General features: G+C 56.3%; 21 protein-coding genes. 8 read left to right on the top strand and 13 right to left on the bottom strand.

Features of this window, described 5'->3' with window-relative positions:
• Position 1 precedes the first annotated feature (1 nt).
• Complete coding sequence (locus tag C4Q26_RS01555) at positions 2–1,348, bottom strand: dicarboxylate/amino acid:cation symporter (protein ID WP_104882602.1); 1,347 nt, start codon at positions 1,346–1,348, stop codon at positions 2–4.
• Between the two features lie 190 nt (positions 1,349–1,538).
• Here C4Q26_RS01555 and C4Q26_RS01550 point away from each other — a divergent pair, with 190 nt between their 5' ends.
• Both C4Q26_RS01550 and C4Q26_RS01545 read left to right on the top strand, forming a co-directional pair.
• Positions 1,539–2,468: a LysR substrate-binding domain-containing protein gene (locus tag C4Q26_RS01550; protein ID WP_104882601.1), complete on the top strand. Its 930-nt coding sequence runs from the start codon at positions 1,539–1,541 to the stop codon at positions 2,466–2,468.
• Between the two features lie 211 nt (positions 2,469–2,679).
• Positions 2,680–3,666: a LysR family transcriptional regulator gene (locus tag C4Q26_RS01545; RefSeq protein ID WP_256583352.1), complete on the top strand. Its 987-nt coding sequence runs from the start codon at positions 2,680–2,682 to the stop codon at positions 3,664–3,666.
• Positions 3,667–3,685: 19 nt separating this feature from the next.
• Here C4Q26_RS01545 and C4Q26_RS01540 read toward each other — a convergent pair whose 3' ends face one another.
• On the bottom strand, positions 3,686–4,147 hold the full coding sequence (locus C4Q26_RS01540; protein ID WP_058133611.1) for a RidA family protein: 462 nt from the start codon (positions 4,145–4,147) through the stop codon (positions 3,686–3,688).
• A gap of 208 nt (positions 4,148–4,355) precedes the next feature.
• Here C4Q26_RS01540 and C4Q26_RS01535 point away from each other — a divergent pair, with 208 nt between their 5' ends.
• Positions 4,356–5,042, top strand: a complete 687-nt coding sequence (locus C4Q26_RS01535) for a hydrolase (protein ID WP_084296595.1) — start codon at positions 4,356–4,358, stop codon at positions 5,040–5,042.
• Positions 5,043–5,209: 167 nt separating this feature from the next.
• Positions 5,210–5,590 (top strand): AraC family transcriptional regulator, encoded by a 381-nt coding sequence (locus C4Q26_RS01530; RefSeq protein WP_104881656.1) that lies wholly within the window; start codon positions 5,210–5,212, stop codon positions 5,588–5,590.
• 239 nt (positions 5,591–5,829) lie between these two features.
• Here the strand turns inward: C4Q26_RS01530 and C4Q26_RS01525 are convergent, their stop codons facing one another.
• The 4 genes from C4Q26_RS01525 to C4Q26_RS01510 form a co-directional block, all read right to left on the bottom strand.
• Positions 5,830–6,033, bottom strand: a complete 204-nt coding sequence (locus C4Q26_RS01525) for a hypothetical protein (protein WP_104882600.1) — start codon at positions 6,031–6,033, stop codon at positions 5,830–5,832.
• Positions 6,034–6,295: 262 nt separating this feature from the next.
• Positions 6,296–6,817, bottom strand: coding sequence for a DUF2199 domain-containing protein (locus C4Q26_RS01520; RefSeq protein WP_104882599.1), 522 nt, complete (start codon positions 6,815–6,817; stop codon positions 6,296–6,298).
• 188 nt (positions 6,818–7,005) lie between these two features.
• The gene (locus tag C4Q26_RS01515; protein WP_104881947.1) at positions 7,006–7,695 is read right to left on the bottom strand and encodes a GNAT family N-acetyltransferase; all 690 of its coding nucleotides are present in this window, start codon (positions 7,693–7,695) and stop codon (positions 7,006–7,008) included.
• A 29-nt stretch (positions 7,696–7,724) separates the two neighbouring features.
• Positions 7,725–8,138: an MAPEG family protein gene (locus C4Q26_RS01510; RefSeq protein ID WP_046613773.1), complete on the bottom strand. Its 414-nt coding sequence runs from the start codon at positions 8,136–8,138 to the stop codon at positions 7,725–7,727.
• A 119-nt stretch (positions 8,139–8,257) separates the two neighbouring features.
• Here C4Q26_RS01510 and C4Q26_RS01505 point away from each other — a divergent pair, with 119 nt between their 5' ends.
• On the top strand, positions 8,258–9,208 hold the full coding sequence (locus C4Q26_RS01505) for a GlxA family transcriptional regulator (RefSeq protein WP_104882374.1): 951 nt from the start codon (positions 8,258–8,260) through the stop codon (positions 9,206–9,208).
• A gap of 301 nt (positions 9,209–9,509) precedes the next feature.
• Here the strand turns inward: C4Q26_RS01505 and C4Q26_RS01500 are convergent, their stop codons facing one another.
• The 4 genes from C4Q26_RS01500 to C4Q26_RS01485 form a co-directional block, all read right to left on the bottom strand.
• Positions 9,510–10,424: an AraC family transcriptional regulator gene (locus tag C4Q26_RS01500; RefSeq protein WP_104881946.1), complete on the bottom strand. Its 915-nt coding sequence runs from the start codon at positions 10,422–10,424 to the stop codon at positions 9,510–9,512.
• Positions 10,425–10,553: 129 nt separating this feature from the next.
• Positions 10,554–11,345, bottom strand: a complete 792-nt coding sequence (locus C4Q26_RS28625) for a phage infection protein (RefSeq protein WP_104882598.1) — start codon at positions 11,343–11,345, stop codon at positions 10,554–10,556.
• Positions 11,346–11,592: 247 nt separating this feature from the next.
• Complete coding sequence (locus C4Q26_RS01490) at positions 11,593–12,516, bottom strand: NADP-dependent oxidoreductase (protein ID WP_104881944.1); 924 nt, start codon at positions 12,514–12,516, stop codon at positions 11,593–11,595.
• A 57-nt stretch (positions 12,517–12,573) separates the two neighbouring features.
• A complete protein-coding gene (locus tag C4Q26_RS01485) occupies positions 12,574–13,005 on the bottom strand; it encodes a DoxX family protein (protein WP_104882597.1) in 432 nt (143 codons plus the stop codon).
• Positions 13,006–13,300: 295 nt separating this feature from the next.
• Between C4Q26_RS01485 and C4Q26_RS01480 the strand changes: the two genes are divergently transcribed.
• From C4Q26_RS01480 to C4Q26_RS01470, 3 genes are all read left to right on the top strand, one after another.
• A complete protein-coding gene (locus C4Q26_RS01480) occupies positions 13,301–14,038 on the top strand; it encodes an SDR family oxidoreductase (protein WP_019099091.1) in 738 nt (245 codons plus the stop codon).
• A gap of 27 nt (positions 14,039–14,065) precedes the next feature.
• Positions 14,066–14,320 carry an Atu4866 domain-containing protein gene (locus C4Q26_RS01475; RefSeq protein WP_104881942.1) on the top strand — a complete coding sequence of 85 codons (255 nt, stop codon included), beginning with the start codon at positions 14,066–14,068 and terminating at the stop codon, positions 14,318–14,320.
• Between the two features lie 207 nt (positions 14,321–14,527).
• Positions 14,528–15,427: a helix-turn-helix domain-containing protein gene (locus C4Q26_RS01470; RefSeq protein ID WP_104881941.1), complete on the top strand. Its 900-nt coding sequence runs from the start codon at positions 14,528–14,530 to the stop codon at positions 15,425–15,427.
• A 17-nt stretch (positions 15,428–15,444) separates the two neighbouring features.
• On the opposite strand, the gene C4Q26_RS01465 is transcribed toward C4Q26_RS01470, so the two are convergent.
• The 3 genes from C4Q26_RS01465 to C4Q26_RS01455 all read right to left on the bottom strand — a co-directional run bounded on the left by C4Q26_RS01465 (position 15,445) and on the right by C4Q26_RS01455 (position 17,392).
• Positions 15,445–16,002 (bottom strand): flavin reductase family protein, encoded by a 558-nt coding sequence (locus tag C4Q26_RS01465; protein ID WP_104881940.1) that lies wholly within the window; start codon positions 16,000–16,002, stop codon positions 15,445–15,447.
• A gap of 79 nt (positions 16,003–16,081) precedes the next feature.
• A complete protein-coding gene (locus tag C4Q26_RS01460; RefSeq protein ID WP_027609281.1) occupies positions 16,082–16,843 on the bottom strand; it encodes an SDR family NAD(P)-dependent oxidoreductase in 762 nt (253 codons plus the stop codon).
• Positions 16,844–16,975: 132 nt separating this feature from the next.
• A complete protein-coding gene (locus C4Q26_RS01455; RefSeq protein ID WP_104881939.1) occupies positions 16,976–17,392 on the bottom strand; it encodes a nuclear transport factor 2 family protein in 417 nt (138 codons plus the stop codon).
• Between the last annotated feature and the right edge of the window lie 146 nt (positions 17,393–17,538).

Here is a 17,538-nt window from a genome sequence, read left to right as displayed (position 1 = left end):
CTCAGTGCATCACAAGGTGTTTTTTTTCAGGGCTGACGGCAGCTACTGGAGCCGTCCCCTGTAACTCTTCTTTCTCTGGTTCAGCGCAGGCCTTGCCATCCAGAACCTGATTCATCCGGTCGCTATCAAGTGCACCAACCCACTTCGCGATGGCCATCGTTCCGACCGCGTTGCCGATGGTGTTGGTGATAGCGCGAGCCTCGGACATGAAACGATCGACGCCGAGCAGCAGCACCATGCCCGCTACCGGTATGTTGTCCATGGTTGCCAAGGTCGCAGCGAGAGTGATAAAGCCTGAGCCAGTTACCCCTGCCGAACCCTTGGAAGTGAGCAGCAGCACGCCAAGTACGATCAGTTGATCCATCAGGGACAATGGAGTGTTGGTGGCTTGGGCGATGAAGATCGCGGCCATGGTGTAATAGATGCACTGGCCGTCAGGATTGAAGGTGAGGCCGGAAGGGATAACCAGGCCGACGACAGGCTTAGACACTCCGACCTTTTCCAGCTTGTTCATCATTTGAGGGACTACCGACTCAGATGAGCTGGTGCCGAGCACGGTGAACAGTTCTTCGCGCAGGTACTTGAGAAACTTCCACAAGCTGAAGCCCGACATCCGCGCGATGCTGCCGAGGATGATCACCACGAACAGGAAGCAAGTCAGGTACATGGTCGCCATCAGTTTGCCCAGCGACGCGATTGAGCCCAAGCCGTACTTTCCTACGGTAAACGCCATTGCGCCACAGGCTGCCAATGGCGCGACGCGCATGACCAAGCCTACGATGTAGAACATGCCGTGGGAGAAGGCTTCCAGCACGTCAACGACCGGCTTGCCGCGTTCGCCGAGATTTGCCAGGGCAATGCCCAGCAAGGAAGAGAAAAGCAGGATCTGCAGGATCTCATTCTTGGCAAAGGCGTCGACTACGCTGCCGGGAATCAGATGGAGTAGGAAGTCGGTGAAACCGCCGGTGCCAGTGGCTGCGGCTGAGGTGTAAGTGGAAATTGCCTGGGTGTCTAGGGTGGCTGGGTCGACGTTCATCCCTTGTCCCGGTTGCACCAAATTGACAACAATCAGGCCCAGAACGAGAGCAAAAGTTGACAGTACCTCGAAGTAGATCAGGGCGCGCACACCGACCCGACCCAACTCTTTCATGTTTTCCATTTTGGCGATGCCCAGCACCACCGTCGCAAAGATGATGGGCGCGAACACCATCTTGATCAGCTTGATAAACGCATCACCCAGCGGCTTCATGTCCACGCCGACCTGCGGCCAGAACACGCCTAACAGGATGCCGATCGAGACCCCAATCAGAACCTGCACGTACAACTTACCTACCAATCGCTTGGCCATTGCCGTCTCCGAATTATTGTTGTGAGTCGGATTTATGTGGCGACTGGGCTACGTAGCGGGAGGAAAACCTCACAGGCTGGCAGCTAATAGCCCAGATTTTTTGTGGTTAATCACGCAGGCCTAAAGTAATGGTTTTTTCAGAACGGTGTAATACAATGAAATTAAACTCATTGTTTACCTGGAGTTAATTGTGAACCCGGTGTCTGAGCTTGCTTTCTTTAGTCAGCTGATCGGGGCCGGCAGTCTGGCGGCCACCGCTCGCGAGCTGAACCTCACTCCACCTGCAGTGACGAAGCGTCTTGCGCAATTGGAAAAGCGCCTTGGGGTGCGCTTGCTTAATCGGACGACACGCAGCATCAGCCTTACGGCGGAAGGTGAGACCTATCTGGTTAATGCCAAACGGATCCTTGGGGAGATTGAAGAGATGGAGAGGCAGGTCTCAAGCAGCCGCGCCGAACCGAAGGGTTTGCTGCGGGTGAATGCGCCTCTTGGCTTTGGGCGTACACATGTAGGGCCGGCAATTTCATCCTTTGCCAAGCGTTACCCTGAGGTGGAGGTCCAGCTGCACCTAAGCGACCGTCCTATCCATCTTCCTGATGACGCGATCGATGTAGCCATTCGTTTCGGTGAGCTACCGGACTCCAGACTGATTGCTCGAAAGATTGCCACCAACCGCCGACGGCTCTGTGCCACACCGGGTTATCTCGACACCTTCGGCAGACCGGAGTCTCCACGTGATCTCATGAAGCATAACTGCATAGTGTTGCGGCAAAACGATGTGGCATTTGGCACTTGGCGATTGAGTCGAGGTAAGCAAATCGAGTCCATAAAGGTTCATGGTGGCTTGAGTACCAATGACGGTGAGGTCGCTTTGAACTGGGCCTTGGAGGGGCATGGGATACTCATGCGAGCGGAGTGGAACCTAGCTGATCATTTACGATCCGGAAGGCTTGAGGAGGTGCTAGGGGACTATGAAACGCCTCCGGCAGACATCTATGCCGTTTACTTGGAGCGCCTGAATTTATCTGCCAAAGTGTCCTTCTTCATTGAACACCTCAGGGATTTTTTCAAGAGCAAGGCAGATCAGCAGGCAAATAGTCTTGCTGCCTGGGCGCGTTAATACTGTATCGCACCTGTTGTTGTAGAGCATCGACTGCTTCTGGCCAGAAGCCGCCCTTGGCGAACGTCTGCTTAGGGTCGAAGGCGGACGCTCGCGATTGACTGCGTTCAAAATAAGCTGGCATATGTCTCGGATTGAATGAGTGTGACTTACTCCCAGAATGGTGGGCAGACTAATCCCCTTCTCGTATCATTGCTCCTCCTCATCTGGAATGATTTTCGTGAAGCCTTCACCTGGAAGTGTCTCGCCGACCCAATCGAATTCTAGTGGACCGAAATGGGATGCCGGAGAAGCTGTAAGCCAGCTTTCCTGGGACGACTTGCGTATCATCAAAACGCTGAGTGACTGTAGCAACCGCGCGGCCACGGCCAAGAAGCTCGGCATCAATGTGTCCACCGTCTCGCGCCGGGTCGCGCAGGTTGAGAAGACGCTTGGGGTCGCGCTGTTCGATCATCGTAAGGCGGGGTATCTGCTGACTGCCGAGGGTACCGAACTGCGTGCACTGGCCGAGCGCGTTGAACTGGACATCGTCAGTGTCACCCGCAGGGTTTCTCGCGCCGGCCAAGGCCCGCTGGGGAAACTGCGAATCACCACCAGCGACTCGCTGCTGCTGTACTTTCTAACGCCGATCATCGCGGACTTCAAAGCCCTCAATGAGGGGATCACCGTTGAGGTATTAGTCGGCAACCAGACGTTGAGTTTGGCGAGGGACGAGTCGGACATTGCGATACGTGCGACCAAAAAACCGGCAGATACCCTAGTGGGTCGCAAGCTCGCCAACATCGCCTGGGCGCCGTATCGCAGCGTCAAGCAGGCAGCGATTGCCGACCCCTTCGCTGAGGGGCAGTCGTGGGTATCCTACTCGGGAGGCCTGTGCGGATTGAAGGCAACGAGCTACGTCGAATGTCGGGTGCCCTCTGAGTTCATCTCCTACCGCACCGATTCCGTGGCGGCTGCGAGCGCGGCTATTGCAGCAGGTCTCGGTTTTGGCTTCCTCCCCTGCATGCTGGGCGACATTACCCCAGGATTGGTTCGGGCAGGCCAAGTAGTTCAGGAGCTTCAGGATGAGCTATGGTTGCTTACCCACCAGGACATCAGGAAATCCTGGCGGGTGAAAGCATTCATGACGTTCTGCGCCGCTGCCGTGGCCGACCTCAAACCGCTGGTCGAAGGTCAGCAGGCCATCCCGGTTTCATAGCGGAAACCGGGAGCACCGTTCATTTGGCGTGGGCGCCGATGACAGCTCGACACACGATCTCAATCAGCTGGGGACGCTGGGCGAGCCGCGATACACCGATGATATTGCTGGCCGCCTGCGGGCGTTCTGTGCCGTAAGCTGCCTTACGCACCTTGCCGACGACCGCAAAAGCAGCGTCCATGTCCAGCACATATAGCGTTTCCTCAACGACATCCTGCATCGTGGCGCCATACAGGGCGAGCAACTTGGCAATGTTGTCGTAGGAAACCCGCATCTGTTCGCCCATTGACGAAAAATCGCTCGGACGACCGTCAGCATCTAGTGGCGCCGGCGCTACCAGGTTGCCTTCTTCGTCATGGTTGAACTGCCCCGAGATGAAAATCTCGTTCCCGACTCGCCGCGCCTGCGGATAGCCGTAGCCCTCTTCCCATGGAACGCCCCAGTAGGCGGTGTCGTCGTTGAAAGGTCGTGAAGCGGCCATTGGATTCTCCTTGGCGAAAAATGGATCGACGTGATCCGACTGGCCGAGATCCTAGCACCGGATTGGACGCTACCTGTGGTGCAGTTTTGCTCCCTCAAGAGCGCAAAAATGCGCCACCGTTTCACTGAGTGTTTCGCTATCTTGTGCTGGCACTCGGCGACAACCCGCCGGGGAAACTCTCGCCACCGTTCAACAAAAGGGAAGAACAATGAGCAATCCACACACTGAAGTCCTGACCCCGCTCAACAGCCAACTGATCTTCATCGATCAGCAACCGCAGATGGCTTTTGGCGTACAAAGCATTGACCGGCAGACGTTGAAGAACAACACCGTGGGCCTGGCCAAAGCAGCCAAGATCTTCAATGTCCCCACCATCTTCACCACGGTCGAAACCGAGAGTTTCTCCGGCCATACCTACCCCGAACTGCTCGCGGTATTCCCTGATGCGCCGTTGCTGGAGCGCACCTCCATGAACTCCTGGGACGACCAGAAGGTTCGCGACGCGCTGAAAAAGAACGGTCGGAACAAGATCATTGTTTCGGGCCTGTGGACTGAGGTCTGCAACACCACCTTCGCACTGTCCGCCATGCACGATGCGGGCTACGAGATCTACATGGTTGCCGACGCTTCCGGCGGCACGACCAAGGAAGCACACGACTACGCCATGCAGCGCATGATCCAGGCGGGCGTAGTGCCAGTAACCTGGCAACAGGTGCTGCTGGAGTGGCAGCGCGACTGGAAAAACCGCGACACCTACGATGCGGTCATGGAACTGGTCAAAGAGCATTCGGGTGCCTACGGCATGGGCGTCGACTACGCCTACACCATGGTGCACAAAGCGCCAGAGCGTGTTCAGCACGGTCCTACCTTGGCGCCCGAGGCCGCATCGATCTGAGACCTGATCAGCCCCAAAGTTGATTTTATGCTCAACAAGCGGGGCCGGAACGAACCGATCCGGACGATCAGTCATGACGGAGTGTTTGAAGCTTCAGAAGATGCTTCACCGAATAGTGCCGCCCGGATCAATTCATCTTCAGATTTTTTCAGGACGAATTGATCTCCATGAACAGTGCTAAAGGCATCGTTATAGCCTCCGTCGCGATTAAGTCGACGGGGCGGCTTAAACCATGGCAAGTCAAAACGGCCAAGCAGCTGATGTTGGATCATCTGGATATCGGCATTTCGGTCACCGCACTTGCGGAAGCATGCGGACTGTCGCGCAGCTATTTCTCGCGCAGGTTCAAGGAATCCAGACAGGTCTCTCCTCAGCAGTGGTTGCGTGAGCAGCGGCTGAGGAAGAGTAAAGAACTGCTAGAGACATCGACGATGATGCTCGCCGAGATCGCCCTAGAGTGCGGCTTCTACGATCAGCCACATTTCTGCCGAGCGTTTATGAAATCCGAAGGCCTAACGCCTCAGGCATGGCAGCAACAGGTGGCTTAGCCGGAACTGTGTGCCGCTAAATTCGGCGTATACTGCCTTCGTAGATTTCGCTTGCTAGCTCTCCTTTCCGGCATAGATGTGGTACTAAGGTACTACGGTTCTCCAAGACAATTTCCTGAAGGACCGCTATGGGTCGAATGCAGCCGGTCGTGGGTGACCGCTTTCGACCCAAAGCAGACCTCCGACATGGACCGCTTTCGTCCAAAAGCTGTAGTTCATGACCTATCGAATACGCAGTGTTAGATAATTCCCATTTCTTCAGGCCAAGCTTCCACTTCAAGCTTTTTCGCCGTCTCAATCAAGCAATTTATTTCCGCTTTGGATGCGTCGTTCAGTTCAGCAGCAATTGCCTCAAGCACCGCTACGTCATCATCGTTTTCGACCTTATGCCGGTCGTCAATATGTTTGCAGGCAAGGATCAATGCCCGTGCGATGGTTTCCATGTAGATCTCCAACAAACACGCAACGGTTGTAGAAGTAGTAAAGGGTCATTCGGATACCGCAGAGCGTAGCATTCGAAGAGCGGATGGGCAGCTTCTGGCCGATTTCTGCCGGTGCTGACCGGCAGCTGTGGGTCGGAAGCGGTCGCTCACGACTGACTGCTTTCGACCCAAAGCAGCCCTTTGGGGTGGGTAGCTCACTACCTTGTTTCCCACGATTTTCGGCCACAGGCGATCCGTGCGAACTTAGTCAACGGCATACCTTTCACGCCGGGTGGAGAAGTGATTCAGCGATTTTCTGGGCCTTCGCCCTGGTGATTCCTTGAACCTGATCGGTCAACAAAGGGTGATCTTCACCTCTTCCCTGCTGCAACTTAAGAGTCGGACGAAGCCCTTCGGGCTGCAAATACACGTTCACCGCAAAGGGACCGCCCGGGGGGTAGCTCGGAATGTCGTTGGCCAACCACCCGAAAAAACCGTCGCCATCTGCCGGATCACTGCGAGTCTCTAAATAACGGCTATAGCTTTTTTCCGAAACCGACACCCAAACACCCCAAATAAAGGGTTCGCTGACACCGTGAATCGGGATTTCCAATACCGAACGGATGAAGAAATCCGTGCGTCCCTCGAGCGTAACTGTGCATAGATCATCATTGATCCAGCCACACGACGCCTTTTGCTCATCCGTCAACCACTGATAATACGCCGGTGCAGCGAAACCAAATGACGGAGACCCTTCATGGACCTCATCACAACACTCGCACCGATAGGCAAAAATCGCCGCCATTGTAGATCCTTAGCATTCCTTGGCCTTTAATGTACGGCAGCCTAACAAACAGAGCGCACTTCGGCTATGGGGCGATAGCTACCGGTCGAGAATGACCGCTATCGACCCATAGCTGCCCCTCACAGGGGGCAGCTACCGGCCAGAAGCGGACGCTCTGCTCTGCGCATCCGATGCTCGCTAGCGTTCCCCTAGGCGCAGTGGTCCAGACGATAGAGAAGAAACTCCTCCCGGTCTTCAAACCCCAGGCGGCGGTAGAGAGATAGGGCGGATTTGTTGTCGTCGAGGACATGCAAGAAAGGGATCTCCCCCCTCGATACAATATTCCTCCGCAGTGCGTTCATCAGGAGGCCCGCCAACCCCTGGCCGCGATGGGTGCCCTCCACACAAACCGCGCTAATTTCGACGAATCCTTCCAGGCGCATGCGCTCGCCCGCCATTGCTATTAAGCGGCCTTGGTCGCGAATGCCTAGGTAGTTGCCCATCTCAAGTGTGCGTTTGCCAAAGGGGCCCGGGCGCGTCGACTGAGCAAGGCGTAGCATGTCACCTACGTCACCCTTGCCTAGTCTAAGCAGGTTGTCTTCCTGCACTCCAGATGGCATTCCCAGTGCAATCATCTGCCGGACAACACCCAGCCTGGTCAGGTTCAAACCTTCGGTGGGGGGCAGAGTGGTGAGCGACTGCACGATAACTTGATCATCCTGGCCCATGAGCTCGCGAAGCTGCTGGAACGCTTCAGCAGTCAGCGTGGAAGTGGCCGCGAAAGGCGCGACTGCGGGCAAATAGCGACAGGCGAGGGAATTGGTCAGGCTGAGTTGGCGCTGCACCTTACTCACTGCATTCCAAACAGGGTTGTCGAGTGCACTGTAAGTAGCATTCATGGTGTCTTTTCCGGTAGCAGAATGGGAAATCAAGCCAGGTGACTGAGCAGCGTGAAAGCGAATATCAACATCGCTGCTACACCGGCGAAAAACGCCAACGTACGAACCACCGGGATGCCTGCTGAATACACGAGGTAGTGAGCAACGCGCGCGGCCATGTATAGCTTGGTGGCGAACACCGTCGCTGGGGTACTAATGCCCAAGAGCGCGGCCACTAGGACTAGGGGGGCAAACACTGCAAGGTTCTCGATCGCATTGGCGTGAGCTAGGCGAGCACGCCGCGACCACTCCGGTTCCGCCTCTGGAGCAACGCCCAAGACGGGGTTGCCCATGGTGACCAGTAACCCGCGCGTGCGAATTCTCGCGAGTATGTAGGGAGCCCACATTAAGCCTGTAAGTAATGCGGTTAGCGTAAGGAAGAAGAGTTCTGCGGTTGGTTTCATGGTGGAGCTCGATGGGGTGGCCTGGCCAAGGCCGGGAAGAAGCCGGAATGGAGAAAGTCTGTCCCCTCCGGGGTGGTTGGGCTATGTTCTTAAATGACATTTTTAGGATCGTTTACGACATGAAGATCGACATTCTTGCCCTCGACGGTGTATTCGATACCGGGCTCGCCGCTCTGATGGATACGCTTTCCACCGCTAATGAACTGGCCGCAGCGGGCAAACCAGGCGCGCAACCTTTCGATATCAGGCTCATAGGCGTGCGCAGGCGCATACGTACCGCCCTGGGACTGAAGGCAACAGTTGAAACCCCAGCCCGTCGCCCGGACTGGGTGGTGGTTCCAGCACTGAACACCAAGCAACCGGAACTGTTGATTCAAGCGCTGAGTCGCCGCGACGTCATGGAAGCCAAGGTTCAACTGTGCCGGTGGCATGAAGAAGGCATTGGCATCGCAGCAGCGTGCCTGGGTACCTTCATTCTCGCGGACGCCGGGTTACTGGACGCACGACCTGCGACGACAACCTGGTCGTTGGCCCCGTTGTTCCGGCAGCGCTACCCAAGCGTGCACCTCGATGATACGCGCATGGTGGTCGCATCCGCCGGCGTAGCTACCGCAGGGGCTGCCATGGGGCATCTCGACCTGGCGCTATGGCTGGTGCGCCAGGCTAGCCCAGAACTCGCATCGCAAGTGGCGCGCTTCCTGCTGATTGACTCGCGCTCATCGCAAGCGCAATACATCATTCCCGATTACCTGGCCCACGCCGATCCCCTGATCGAGCGCTTCGAACGCTGGGCGCGTACAAATCTCGCCAGTGGGTTTTCATTGCAACACGCAGCAGCAGCGCTGCACATACATCCACGTACATTGCAGCGCCGCTCTGAAGCGGTACTGGGAAAATCCCCGCTAGCATTTTTCCAAGACCTTCGCGTGGAGCGGGCTAAGCAGCTCGTGGCTGAAGGCCAAGAGCTGGAGGTAATCGCCGAACTTGTCGGCTACTCCGATGCGGCAACTTTGCGAAATCTGCTGCGTAGAAGGCTGGGACGTGGCGTGCGCGAGCTTCGCGCGGAGTAGCTTCAAAGTGAGCGAGTCCTCTTCGCTTGGCTCAGTTGAGAACGTTGTCGATACGGTGCTGCGGGCACACTCAAAAAATCCTCTTGGTGGAGATAAGGGGGGCGACGGTTGCCGCGTCTGGTGTGCAATCAATATCGTCCCCTGTTGGTTGATAGCTCCTCCGCGAATGGCTGCTACGGGTCGAGGGCAGCCGGTCACGACTGTCCGCTATCGACCCATTACAGCGGCCGATAAGGTACCGCAGCACATTCTGCTCGATATCCGTCATCAGGGTTGTTTTAGCCAAGCCTTCGGCAGCACCTTACCCGAGAGACCGAAGCTTCGCGATATCTCGGCTCGGGGGAGCCCCAAACATCCGGCTGTATTCACGGCTGAACTGTGACGGACTTTCATAGCCCACTTTGAATCCGGCTGTAGAAACATCCATACCCTCTGAGATCATCAACCTGCGTGCATGGTGCAGGCGAAGTTGTTTTTGATACTGCAAAGGACTCATTGCGGTGACAGCCTTGAATCGATGGTGAAGCGTCGAGTTACTCAGATTGACATAGCTCGCTAGCTCATCAATGTGCAAGGGCTGTGCATAATTGTTGTTCAGCCACTCAATGGCCCGAGTGACGCGGTGGGTCTGGCTATCCGTTATGGCTATCTCATGTAAACGCTGACCCTGCTGGCCTTTGAGCAGCCGGTAGAAAATTTCTCTGAGTGCTAGCGGTGCCAACGCTGGGATATCCGATGGCACATCCAACAGACGTACCAATCGCAGCATCGCATCGAGCAAGGAGCTATCGATCTTATCCAGATATAGCCCTCGGTGGGGCTGTTGGCTCGGCACGCCGATAGGACTGACGTCGGCGATCAGCTGAGCGATTTCTGCCGGATCGATATCCAGGCGGATGCAGAAATAGGGCTTTTCTGAGGATGCCTCTGTCACTTGACCCGCTAGAGGCAGGGTTACCGAGACGACCAGATAGTTCAAAGGGTCGTAGACATAGCTTTCTTCCCACAACTGCACCTCTTTACGGCCCTGCACAACGATGCATAGCCCCGGCTTATGTACAGTGTGGATCACATCGGTTGGAGTATCACTGCGTATGAAATGCAGCGGAGCAATTCCCGTCTGAAACACGCCGTAGGTGGGAGCATAACGATGCATGGTTGATGCTAGCTCGGCCCTCAGACGCGTCAGCTCTTCGTTCCTATCATCCACTGCCATTACCTCCCGTTAGGCTGGTTCTATTGCAGAGAATAAATTGGTCCGCAGTCTTTTGGGTAGATGCTAATAGACACCCTTCAAATGCAAGAGCCCGGCGGGCCGGGCTCTCGGTAGGATGGGCTATATACGTCAGGCACAGGTGGCACGATCCGTATCGACTTTAGCCACTCGACGGGCATTAATACGTTCCGCACCATCTTCAGCCACACGGCGATCATTCAGGCGATCAGCACCACCCTCAGCCACACGGCGGTCATTGAGACGATCCGCACCACCCTCGGCCACGCGACGGTCATCGAGACGATCCGCACCACCCTCGGCCACGCGGCGATCATTCAGGCGATCAGCACCACCCTCAGCCACACGGCGGTCATTGAGACGATCCGCACCACCCTCGGCCACGCGGCGGTCATCGAGACGATCTGCACCACCCTCGGCCACGCGGCGGTCATCGAGACGATCCGCACCACCCTCGGCCACGCGACGGTCATTGAGACGATCCGCGCCACCCTCGGCCACGCGGCGGTCATTGAGACGATCTGCACCACCCTCGGCCACGCGGCGGTCATCGAGACGATCTGCACCACCCTCGGCCACGCGGCGGTCATCGAGACGATCCGCACCACCCTCGGCCACGCGGCGGTCATCGAGACGATCCGCACCACCCTCGGCCACGCGGCGGTCATCGAGACGATCCGCACCACCCTCGGCCACGCGGCGGTCATTGAGACGATCCGCACCACCCTCGGCCACGCGGCGGTCATCGAGACGATCCGCACCACCCTCCACCACAAGGGGGGCCATCACTTCTTTGCAGGTCTGATTGGTCCAACGGCCAATTTCTTTGGCCGGCAGTGCCATCGAACTTGCACTGACAGCAGATAAGGCAATTCCAATCATCATTGAATGTACAGTTTTCATGACAGCGACTCCGTAATTTGCGATGGATTCGTTGCCGGTTGTCAGTGCAAAGCGTGACGTGGATTCCTGTTTGTTGCAGGCTCGGTCGCTCTGATGGCCGGCGGCAGAAGCGGTCTCGCTTTCTGCTTGGGCTCAGATTACGGTGGCGATAAGCAGGCCGTTATTTGGTTCCTGCGAGGCTTTTGCATATTCCTGCGCAGGGCCGCCTTCTGGCAGATTCACTCGAGCGTAGGGCCTTCGAGGTTAATCACCGATTCACATCGAACACCAGTTTGCCGCGAGTATGTCCCCCCCGGCTTAGCATCAAAGCCTCAGCCGCGTTGGAAAGCGGAACGACCTCAACCTCGGCGTGTAGCTTCTTCTCAGCAAACAATTTCGCTATCTCCGCTAACTGGCGCCCGTCCGACCGGGTTGCGAAGTTTTTGCCGACTACGCCGTACTCAAGAGCTTTCTGCACGTTGGGTGTGCTGACAGGCGAGACTAACGCCCCACCGCGATTGATCACCGTCCAGGACCGATCCTGAGTTTCTCCGCCGATCAGATCAATGACGGTATCGACATTGCTGACGATGTTCTCGAACTGTTGTGCGGTGTAATCAATGAACTGATGGGCGCCGAGTGATTGGAGGTAGTCTCGGTTTCTGGCTGAGCCCGTTGCCACTACATGAGCGCCGGCCAGCCGTGCTAACTGGACCGCGAAACTACCCACCCCTCCTGCAGCTCCGTGAATCAAAACAGTCTGGCCTGGCTTGATTTCGGCGTGTTCGTGCAGCGCCTGCCAAGCAGTAAGCGCTGCGGCAGGAATTCCACCGGCGTGAAGAAGTGATAGCCCATCGGGTTTGTGCGCAAGCCTGTCGGGCGTTGCAAGAGCCTGAGTGGCGTAACCACCGACTATTCCAATGAATCCGAACACCTCATCACCCACAGCGTATTCATGAATATTCTTTCCAACTGCTGCAATGGTGCCAGCAACCTCGACACCCGGCGTATAGGGGAAGGACATTGGGATGAACTGCTTCATGGCCCCCGAGAGAATCTTCCAGTCGATCGGATTGATTCCGCTCCCGGCAACGTCAATCAGAACCTGGTCATCGTTGGGCACCAGCTCTTCACGCTCTATCAGCTCAAGCTGCTCAACCTGACCGTACTCTGCCACTTGTATAGCTTTCATGAACTTCCCCGTCTGTAGGTATGGTTTATCTAGTCGATGTTTGGCAGCGCGCGTCAGTTACTGGCGACGTGCGTCCACGCTGAAGCGGCCTGCGCCGTAGGCCACGATCTGCAGCAAACCGCCGGCCATCGCGATGTTCTTGAAGAAGTGAATGAATTGATTTTGATCGGCCAGAGCACTGTGGAAGATCACCGCAGTGAGGACACTGAAAAGCGCCAACCCTGCTGCGACAACACGGGTTTTATAGCCGGCGATCAGAGCTACACCGCCGGCTATTTCTACAAGAATGGCAAGCGCCAGCGCTAAGGAAGGAAACGGCAGACCAACTGAACTGATGTAGCCGATCATCATGGCCGGCGCGCTTACCTTGGATACGCCTGAGAGGATGAAGATCGCGCTCAGAAAAATGCGACCCAATAGTGCAACGGCACCAGTTGTTGCAGCCGAAGGATGAGAGGCTGAGCTTGAAATGGTGGTGGCGTGAGGCATGGCATACGTTCCTTGATGTAAGCATTCCGGAATGGAGCGCTGGTAGGAGTAAGTTTGGAACAGCCGCACATAGCTGAATAGCCGCTTAATTTCGTTGTTTACGTTCGATGAAATAGACAAGCGTGTTTGCTTTTCGCCCGCTGGCATTGCATGACGTCAAACGCCAACCGCTTACGCAGGATCGTGCATGTTGACCGCAGGAATCGGATAACCCAGCCCAGCCAAGTCTTCTTACTCTTGCTTCACCACCTGCTTGCCGGCGGTGGCCTCTTAAGCCAGAAACAGGAGTACGAAAATGCACGGCATCGAACAAAAAGTCATCGTGATCACCGGCGCCAGCAGTGGTATCGGCGAAGCGACAGCCCGCCTGCTTGCCAGCAAAGGCGCTCGCGTGGTCCTGGGCGCCCGCCGCACCGATCGCCTGGAAACTCTGGCCAGGGAGATTCGTTCAGCAGGCGGTGTCGCTGATGTCCTGGCGCTGGATGTCACCAACCTGGATGACATGCAGTCCTTTATCGACTTCGCTGTCGAACTGCACGGACGCGTCGACGTGCTGATCAACAATGCCGGCGTCATGCCGCTTTCGAAACTCGAAGCGCTCAAGGTAGATGAGTGGAATCGGATGATCGATGTGAACATTCGCGGCGTCCTGCATGGCATTGCCGCAACGCTGCCGCTCATGCAAGAACAGCGCGCCGGTCAGATCATCAATATTGCCTCGATTGGAGCCTACGCGGTGAGCCCGACCGCTGCGGTGTACTGCGCTACCAAATATGCCGTACGAGCCATTTCCGAAGGTTTGCGCCAGGAGGTGGGAGGTGACATCCGGGTCACCGTCATTGCCCCAGGGGTCACCGAGTCCGAACTGGCCGACAGCATTTCCGATGAGGGTGGGCGTGCCGAGATGCGCGAGTTCCGCAAGATCGCGATTCCAGCCTCGGCGATTGCCCGGGCGATCGCCTACGCCGTAGAACAGCCCGCGGATGTCGATGTCAGCGAACTGATCGTGCGTCCAACCGCAAGTCCATTCTGAATGTCCGGTCGACAGCGAGGAAATGCCATGGGTGAACCACTTGGAGATCAGGACAAATACGTTGGCATGTGGGTGACGGCTGACGGTCACATTCGCCATGAGCTCCTGCCTGGCGGTCGCTATGACGAGGCCCGCGGAGGGCAACAAAGCGCGTACCAAGGTCGATACTGGCTAGAGGGTGATCACATCGAGTATGTGGATGACACCGGATTTACTGCCGACGGGGAGTTTCGCAGCAACGTGCTGTATCACGCAGGGATGATTCTCTATCCCGAGCGTTGAAGGGCTGGCCGGAATGGAGACATTCCGGCTTTTTTTTGATTTTTTCCTTTAAGAACACGCATCCAGAGCGGGTTCTTTGCGTCCCCTATAGTTCCGCGAACAGCCTTCACTGTTGAAAGCCTAGGCTTGAACTTCACGTACACCCTGTGAGACCAATGCCTAAGATGGCTCGTTTGAGCCCGCGTACTGACTGAGGTGACGATTTCCATGGATGTCATAGACCGGACTTCAGCCCATGGTTTGGAGGCTTACATTCGGGGTGAGCGGCTTGCCGCCTCGGACGTTCTGGCCGATCGGGATATGTTGGTGCAGATCTTTAACCGGGAGCGTAAGGAAGAGAGCTTTATCGTGCCCGCCGTAGCTGAGCCCTTGCTCGTGTGGATCATCTCTGGGAATGCTGCCGTTCAGGAACGTGAGCTTGATGGCGACTGGCAATGTAGCCAGGTAACCAAAGGTGATTTCTTCTTGACTACCTCGACACAGCCTTACGAGATGCGCTGGAACGTAGTCGGTGCAGAACCATTTGAAGTCATGCATATCTACCTCGGCATCCCGCTTCTGGAAAAAGCCATCCATGAGGTCTTGGGTGGGTCTGTGAAAGCGGTTCGACTACGTGAAGTCTCGGGCGGGCGTGACGATGGGTTGTCCGTTCTACTGGAGCAAGTTCGCCTGGAGCTGACGGGGCACAGGACTAGTCCTCTTTATCTTCAGGGGCTGGCCCAGTGCATCGCCATTCACCTTGCCCGCAGCTACCTGGACAGCTCAGCGGACGATATCTTGCGCCGCAATGCATTGCCCGCTTACAAGCTGCGCCGTGTGCTGTCGGCGATGGAGGCGAATCTGGCTGAGGAATTCTATCTCGGGCACTTGGCCGAAATAGCTGGGATGAGCGAGTACCACTTCAGCCGGCTGTTCAAAAAAGCCGCTGGTTATTCCCCGTCGCAGTTCTTTATCAGACTGCGGATGGCAAGAGCCCGGCAGCTCCTGGTCGAAACGGATCGGAGCGTGATCGATATAGGCTTGGAGATCGGATACAGCAGCCCAAGCCATTTTTCGCAGGTGTTCAAACGTGAGGTTGGCGTCACGCCCACTCAATACCGTAAATAGTGAGTGGGCTACGCCAGTCAGAGGTTCTGGGAACGGAATTGCTGGCGAAAGTCCAAGATTTCCCCCGCCACCATGAATTGACCGCCTCCCCTGTAGTGCAGCGTTCTAGGCTGTTCCACCGAGCGATCTACATGCGCTTTGACCACGTGCCAGATGAACAGACCGTACTCGTCGATCAGCGTCGAGTCATACAGCTGGCATTCGAAGCTGGCATAACACTCGGCTATCAGCGGCGCTTCAACCCGCGTCGCAGCTGTCGGGGTAAGACCGAATTGGCCAAACTTGTCCACAGCACTGCCCGTATTGTTGCCCACCGCGACTACTTGGTCCGCCAGCTCTAGGGTGGGTACGTTGATCACGCATTGCTGGCTGTTGCGGATGAGTTCGTAGCTATGGTTCCCCGACCAGATGTAGCAGCCAACAAGGGCTGGATCGAATTGCATCATCATGTGCCAGCCCATGGTCATGATGTTTCTTTCGCCGTTCCAGGCTGAGGTCACGAGCACTATGGGCCCGGTTTCCAGATGCTGGCGAACGTTGATGAGAGGGAAGTCGGATTTTCGAAGTGCGGTCATGACGGCTCCGTTGAATAGGTCTGGTAGCAAGAAAACGCGTTGTGCTGCCAATGCAGCACAACGCGGACAAGGCGAAGGATTAACCTACCGGGACGCTCATGCCGCCATCGGCCATGACCACCGAACCGACAATGAAACTGGCGCGCTCGGAAGCCAGGAAAGAGACAATCTCGGCGATCTCTTCCGGTGCTGCAGCTCGACCGATCGGCGCGGACTTGCCATGCTCTTGCAGGAACCCACGACCGTCTTCCATAAAGTGGTTCAACAGGTTGGTAACCACATCTCCCACGCCAATGGCATTGACCCGAATGCCATGCTCAATCGCTTCCAGCGCCTGGGTACGAGTCAACTGTGCTAAGGCGCCTTTGGACGCGGTGTAGGCCGCGATACCTGGAAATGCGAAGTAGGACGCGTACGAGGCGATGTTCACGATCGCGCCGCTCTTGTTCTTCATCATCTCCTTCATCGCCTCTCGGGAATGAAGAAACGCCCCCGTCACGTTGGTTTGCATCTGCCATTCCCAATCTTCACGGGTCATTTCGACGAGGGGCTTGTATAGGATGCGACCGGCGTTATTGACCAGGACGTCCAGCTTGCCAAACTTCTCTACCGCCAACGCCACCGCTTGCTCGGCAGAACCGTCAACGGTGATATCGGCGACGAAAGGAACCAGGCCGGGACGTTCAAGTGCGTTGACTTTCGGGTCGATATCCTCGGCAATGACTTTCGCTCCACGGCTGTGAAGGAGCTCGGCGATGGCCTTCCCGATGCCGCTAGCCGCGCCGGTTACCAGCACCACTTTGCCTGCCACTTCGTTTGGGGTTGGGATGAAGTCAGTCATTTTGATGTCTCCAAGTCAGGAATTGGTTGTCGCTTTCGACGGTGCCAATTTCTCTCTTTTTGACATTCGACTCCTTGGCGACCTTGCTTTGCCTGTCGGAGTTTTGCTTCTTTCGTGCACTCGGCAGCGCCGCTAGCCCGGCATCACCACGGCGGAGTCCAAGGCGTAAGCCGCCTGGACAGGATCGAAGTACTCACGAATATGTGTCAGCTTACCCTCACGAACGCTAACGAACAGGACATAATCTTGTGAGTAGGTTTTACCCGTCTCAGTGATGATCCCCTGTGCCTTGACTTGCGCGACGGCAGATAGTGGATCAGCGAATTGCTGAATACGTAGATTGTGGAATCGAAACGACTCCACCGCTCCGACAAACCATCCGACGTGATTGAGCACTTGCTCGCGGCCGACCAGCTTCTCCGGGTGACCGAGACTCGGGGCGAAGGGCAGCTCCCAGACGATGTCTGGAGCGATTAGGGATTTCCACTTTTCATGGTCATCAACAAACATTTCGAAATGGTGTTGAAGAAGCTCGGCTGCTGAACACATAGGTTCACCTTTGTAGTACCGGAGTCTTGCGATTATTGAGGCCCAGGCACCGAAGCGCGCGTGTCTGGTCTATGAGCAACAGCCTAACAGGGGCCTGGCTGGCAAAAAACCAGAAGAATATCGAACGGTTTATACGACTTATTCGA

The sequence above is a fragment of the Pseudomonas sp. SWI44 genome (genome assembly GCF_002947915.1).
In the GTDB taxonomy this organism is placed as follows: domain Bacteria; phylum Pseudomonadota; class Gammaproteobacteria; order Pseudomonadales; family Pseudomonadaceae; genus Aquipseudomonas; species Aquipseudomonas taiwanensis.
Note: the sequence above shows the minus strand (reverse complement) of the source record. Positions and strands in the feature narration are given on the sequence as shown.

Coding starts and splice junctions, on each gene's coding strand:
- C4Q26_RS01555 (WP_104882602.1), bottom strand. CDS start 1,348: ATGGCCAAGCGATTGGTAGGTAAGTTGTACGTGCAGGTTCTGATTGGG.
- C4Q26_RS01545 (WP_256583352.1), top strand. CDS start 2,680: ATGATTTTCGTGAAGCCTTCACCTGGAAGTGTCTCGCCGACCCAATCG.
- C4Q26_RS01540 (WP_058133611.1), bottom strand. CDS start 4,147: ATGGCCGCTTCACGACCTTTCAACGACGACACCGCCTACTGGGGCGTT.
- C4Q26_RS01535 (WP_084296595.1), top strand. CDS start 4,356: ATGAGCAATCCACACACTGAAGTCCTGACCCCGCTCAACAGCCAACTG.
- C4Q26_RS01530 (WP_104881656.1), top strand. CDS start 5,210: ATGAACAGTGCTAAAGGCATCGTTATAGCCTCCGTCGCGATTAAGTCG.
- C4Q26_RS01525 (WP_104882600.1), bottom strand. CDS start 6,033: ATGGAAACCATCGCACGGGCATTGATCCTTGCCTGCAAACATATTGAC.
- C4Q26_RS01520 (WP_104882599.1), bottom strand. CDS start 6,817: ATGGCGGCGATTTTTGCCTATCGGTGCGAGTGTTGTGATGAGGTCCAT.
- C4Q26_RS01515 (WP_104881947.1), bottom strand. CDS start 7,695: ATGAATGCTACTTACAGTGCACTCGACAACCCTGTTTGGAATGCAGTG.
- C4Q26_RS01510 (WP_046613773.1), bottom strand. CDS start 8,138: ATGAAACCAACCGCAGAACTCTTCTTCCTTACGCTAACCGCATTACTT.
- C4Q26_RS01505 (WP_104882374.1), top strand. CDS start 8,258: ATGAAGATCGACATTCTTGCCCTCGACGGTGTATTCGATACCGGGCTC.
- C4Q26_RS01500 (WP_104881946.1), bottom strand. CDS start 10,424: ATGGCAGTGGATGATAGGAACGAAGAGCTGACGCGTCTGAGGGCCGAG.
- C4Q26_RS28625 (WP_104882598.1), bottom strand. CDS start 11,345: ATGAAAACTGTACATTCAATGATGATTGGAATTGCCTTATCTGCTGTC.
- C4Q26_RS01490 (WP_104881944.1), bottom strand. CDS start 12,516: ATGAAAGCTATACAAGTGGCAGAGTACGGTCAGGTTGAGCAGCTTGAG.
- C4Q26_RS01485 (WP_104882597.1), bottom strand. CDS start 13,005: ATGCCTCACGCCACCACCATTTCAAGCTCAGCCTCTCATCCTTCGGCT.
- C4Q26_RS01480 (WP_019099091.1), top strand. CDS start 13,301: ATGCACGGCATCGAACAAAAAGTCATCGTGATCACCGGCGCCAGCAGT.
- C4Q26_RS01475 (WP_104881942.1), top strand. CDS start 14,066: ATGGGTGAACCACTTGGAGATCAGGACAAATACGTTGGCATGTGGGTG.
- C4Q26_RS01470 (WP_104881941.1), top strand. CDS start 14,528: ATGGATGTCATAGACCGGACTTCAGCCCATGGTTTGGAGGCTTACATT.
- C4Q26_RS01465 (WP_104881940.1), bottom strand. CDS start 16,002: ATGACCGCACTTCGAAAATCCGACTTCCCTCTCATCAACGTTCGCCAG.
- C4Q26_RS01460 (WP_027609281.1), bottom strand. CDS start 16,843: ATGACTGACTTCATCCCAACCCCAAACGAAGTGGCAGGCAAAGTGGTG.
- C4Q26_RS01455 (WP_104881939.1), bottom strand. CDS start 17,392: ATGTGTTCAGCAGCCGAGCTTCTTCAACACCATTTCGAAATGTTTGTT.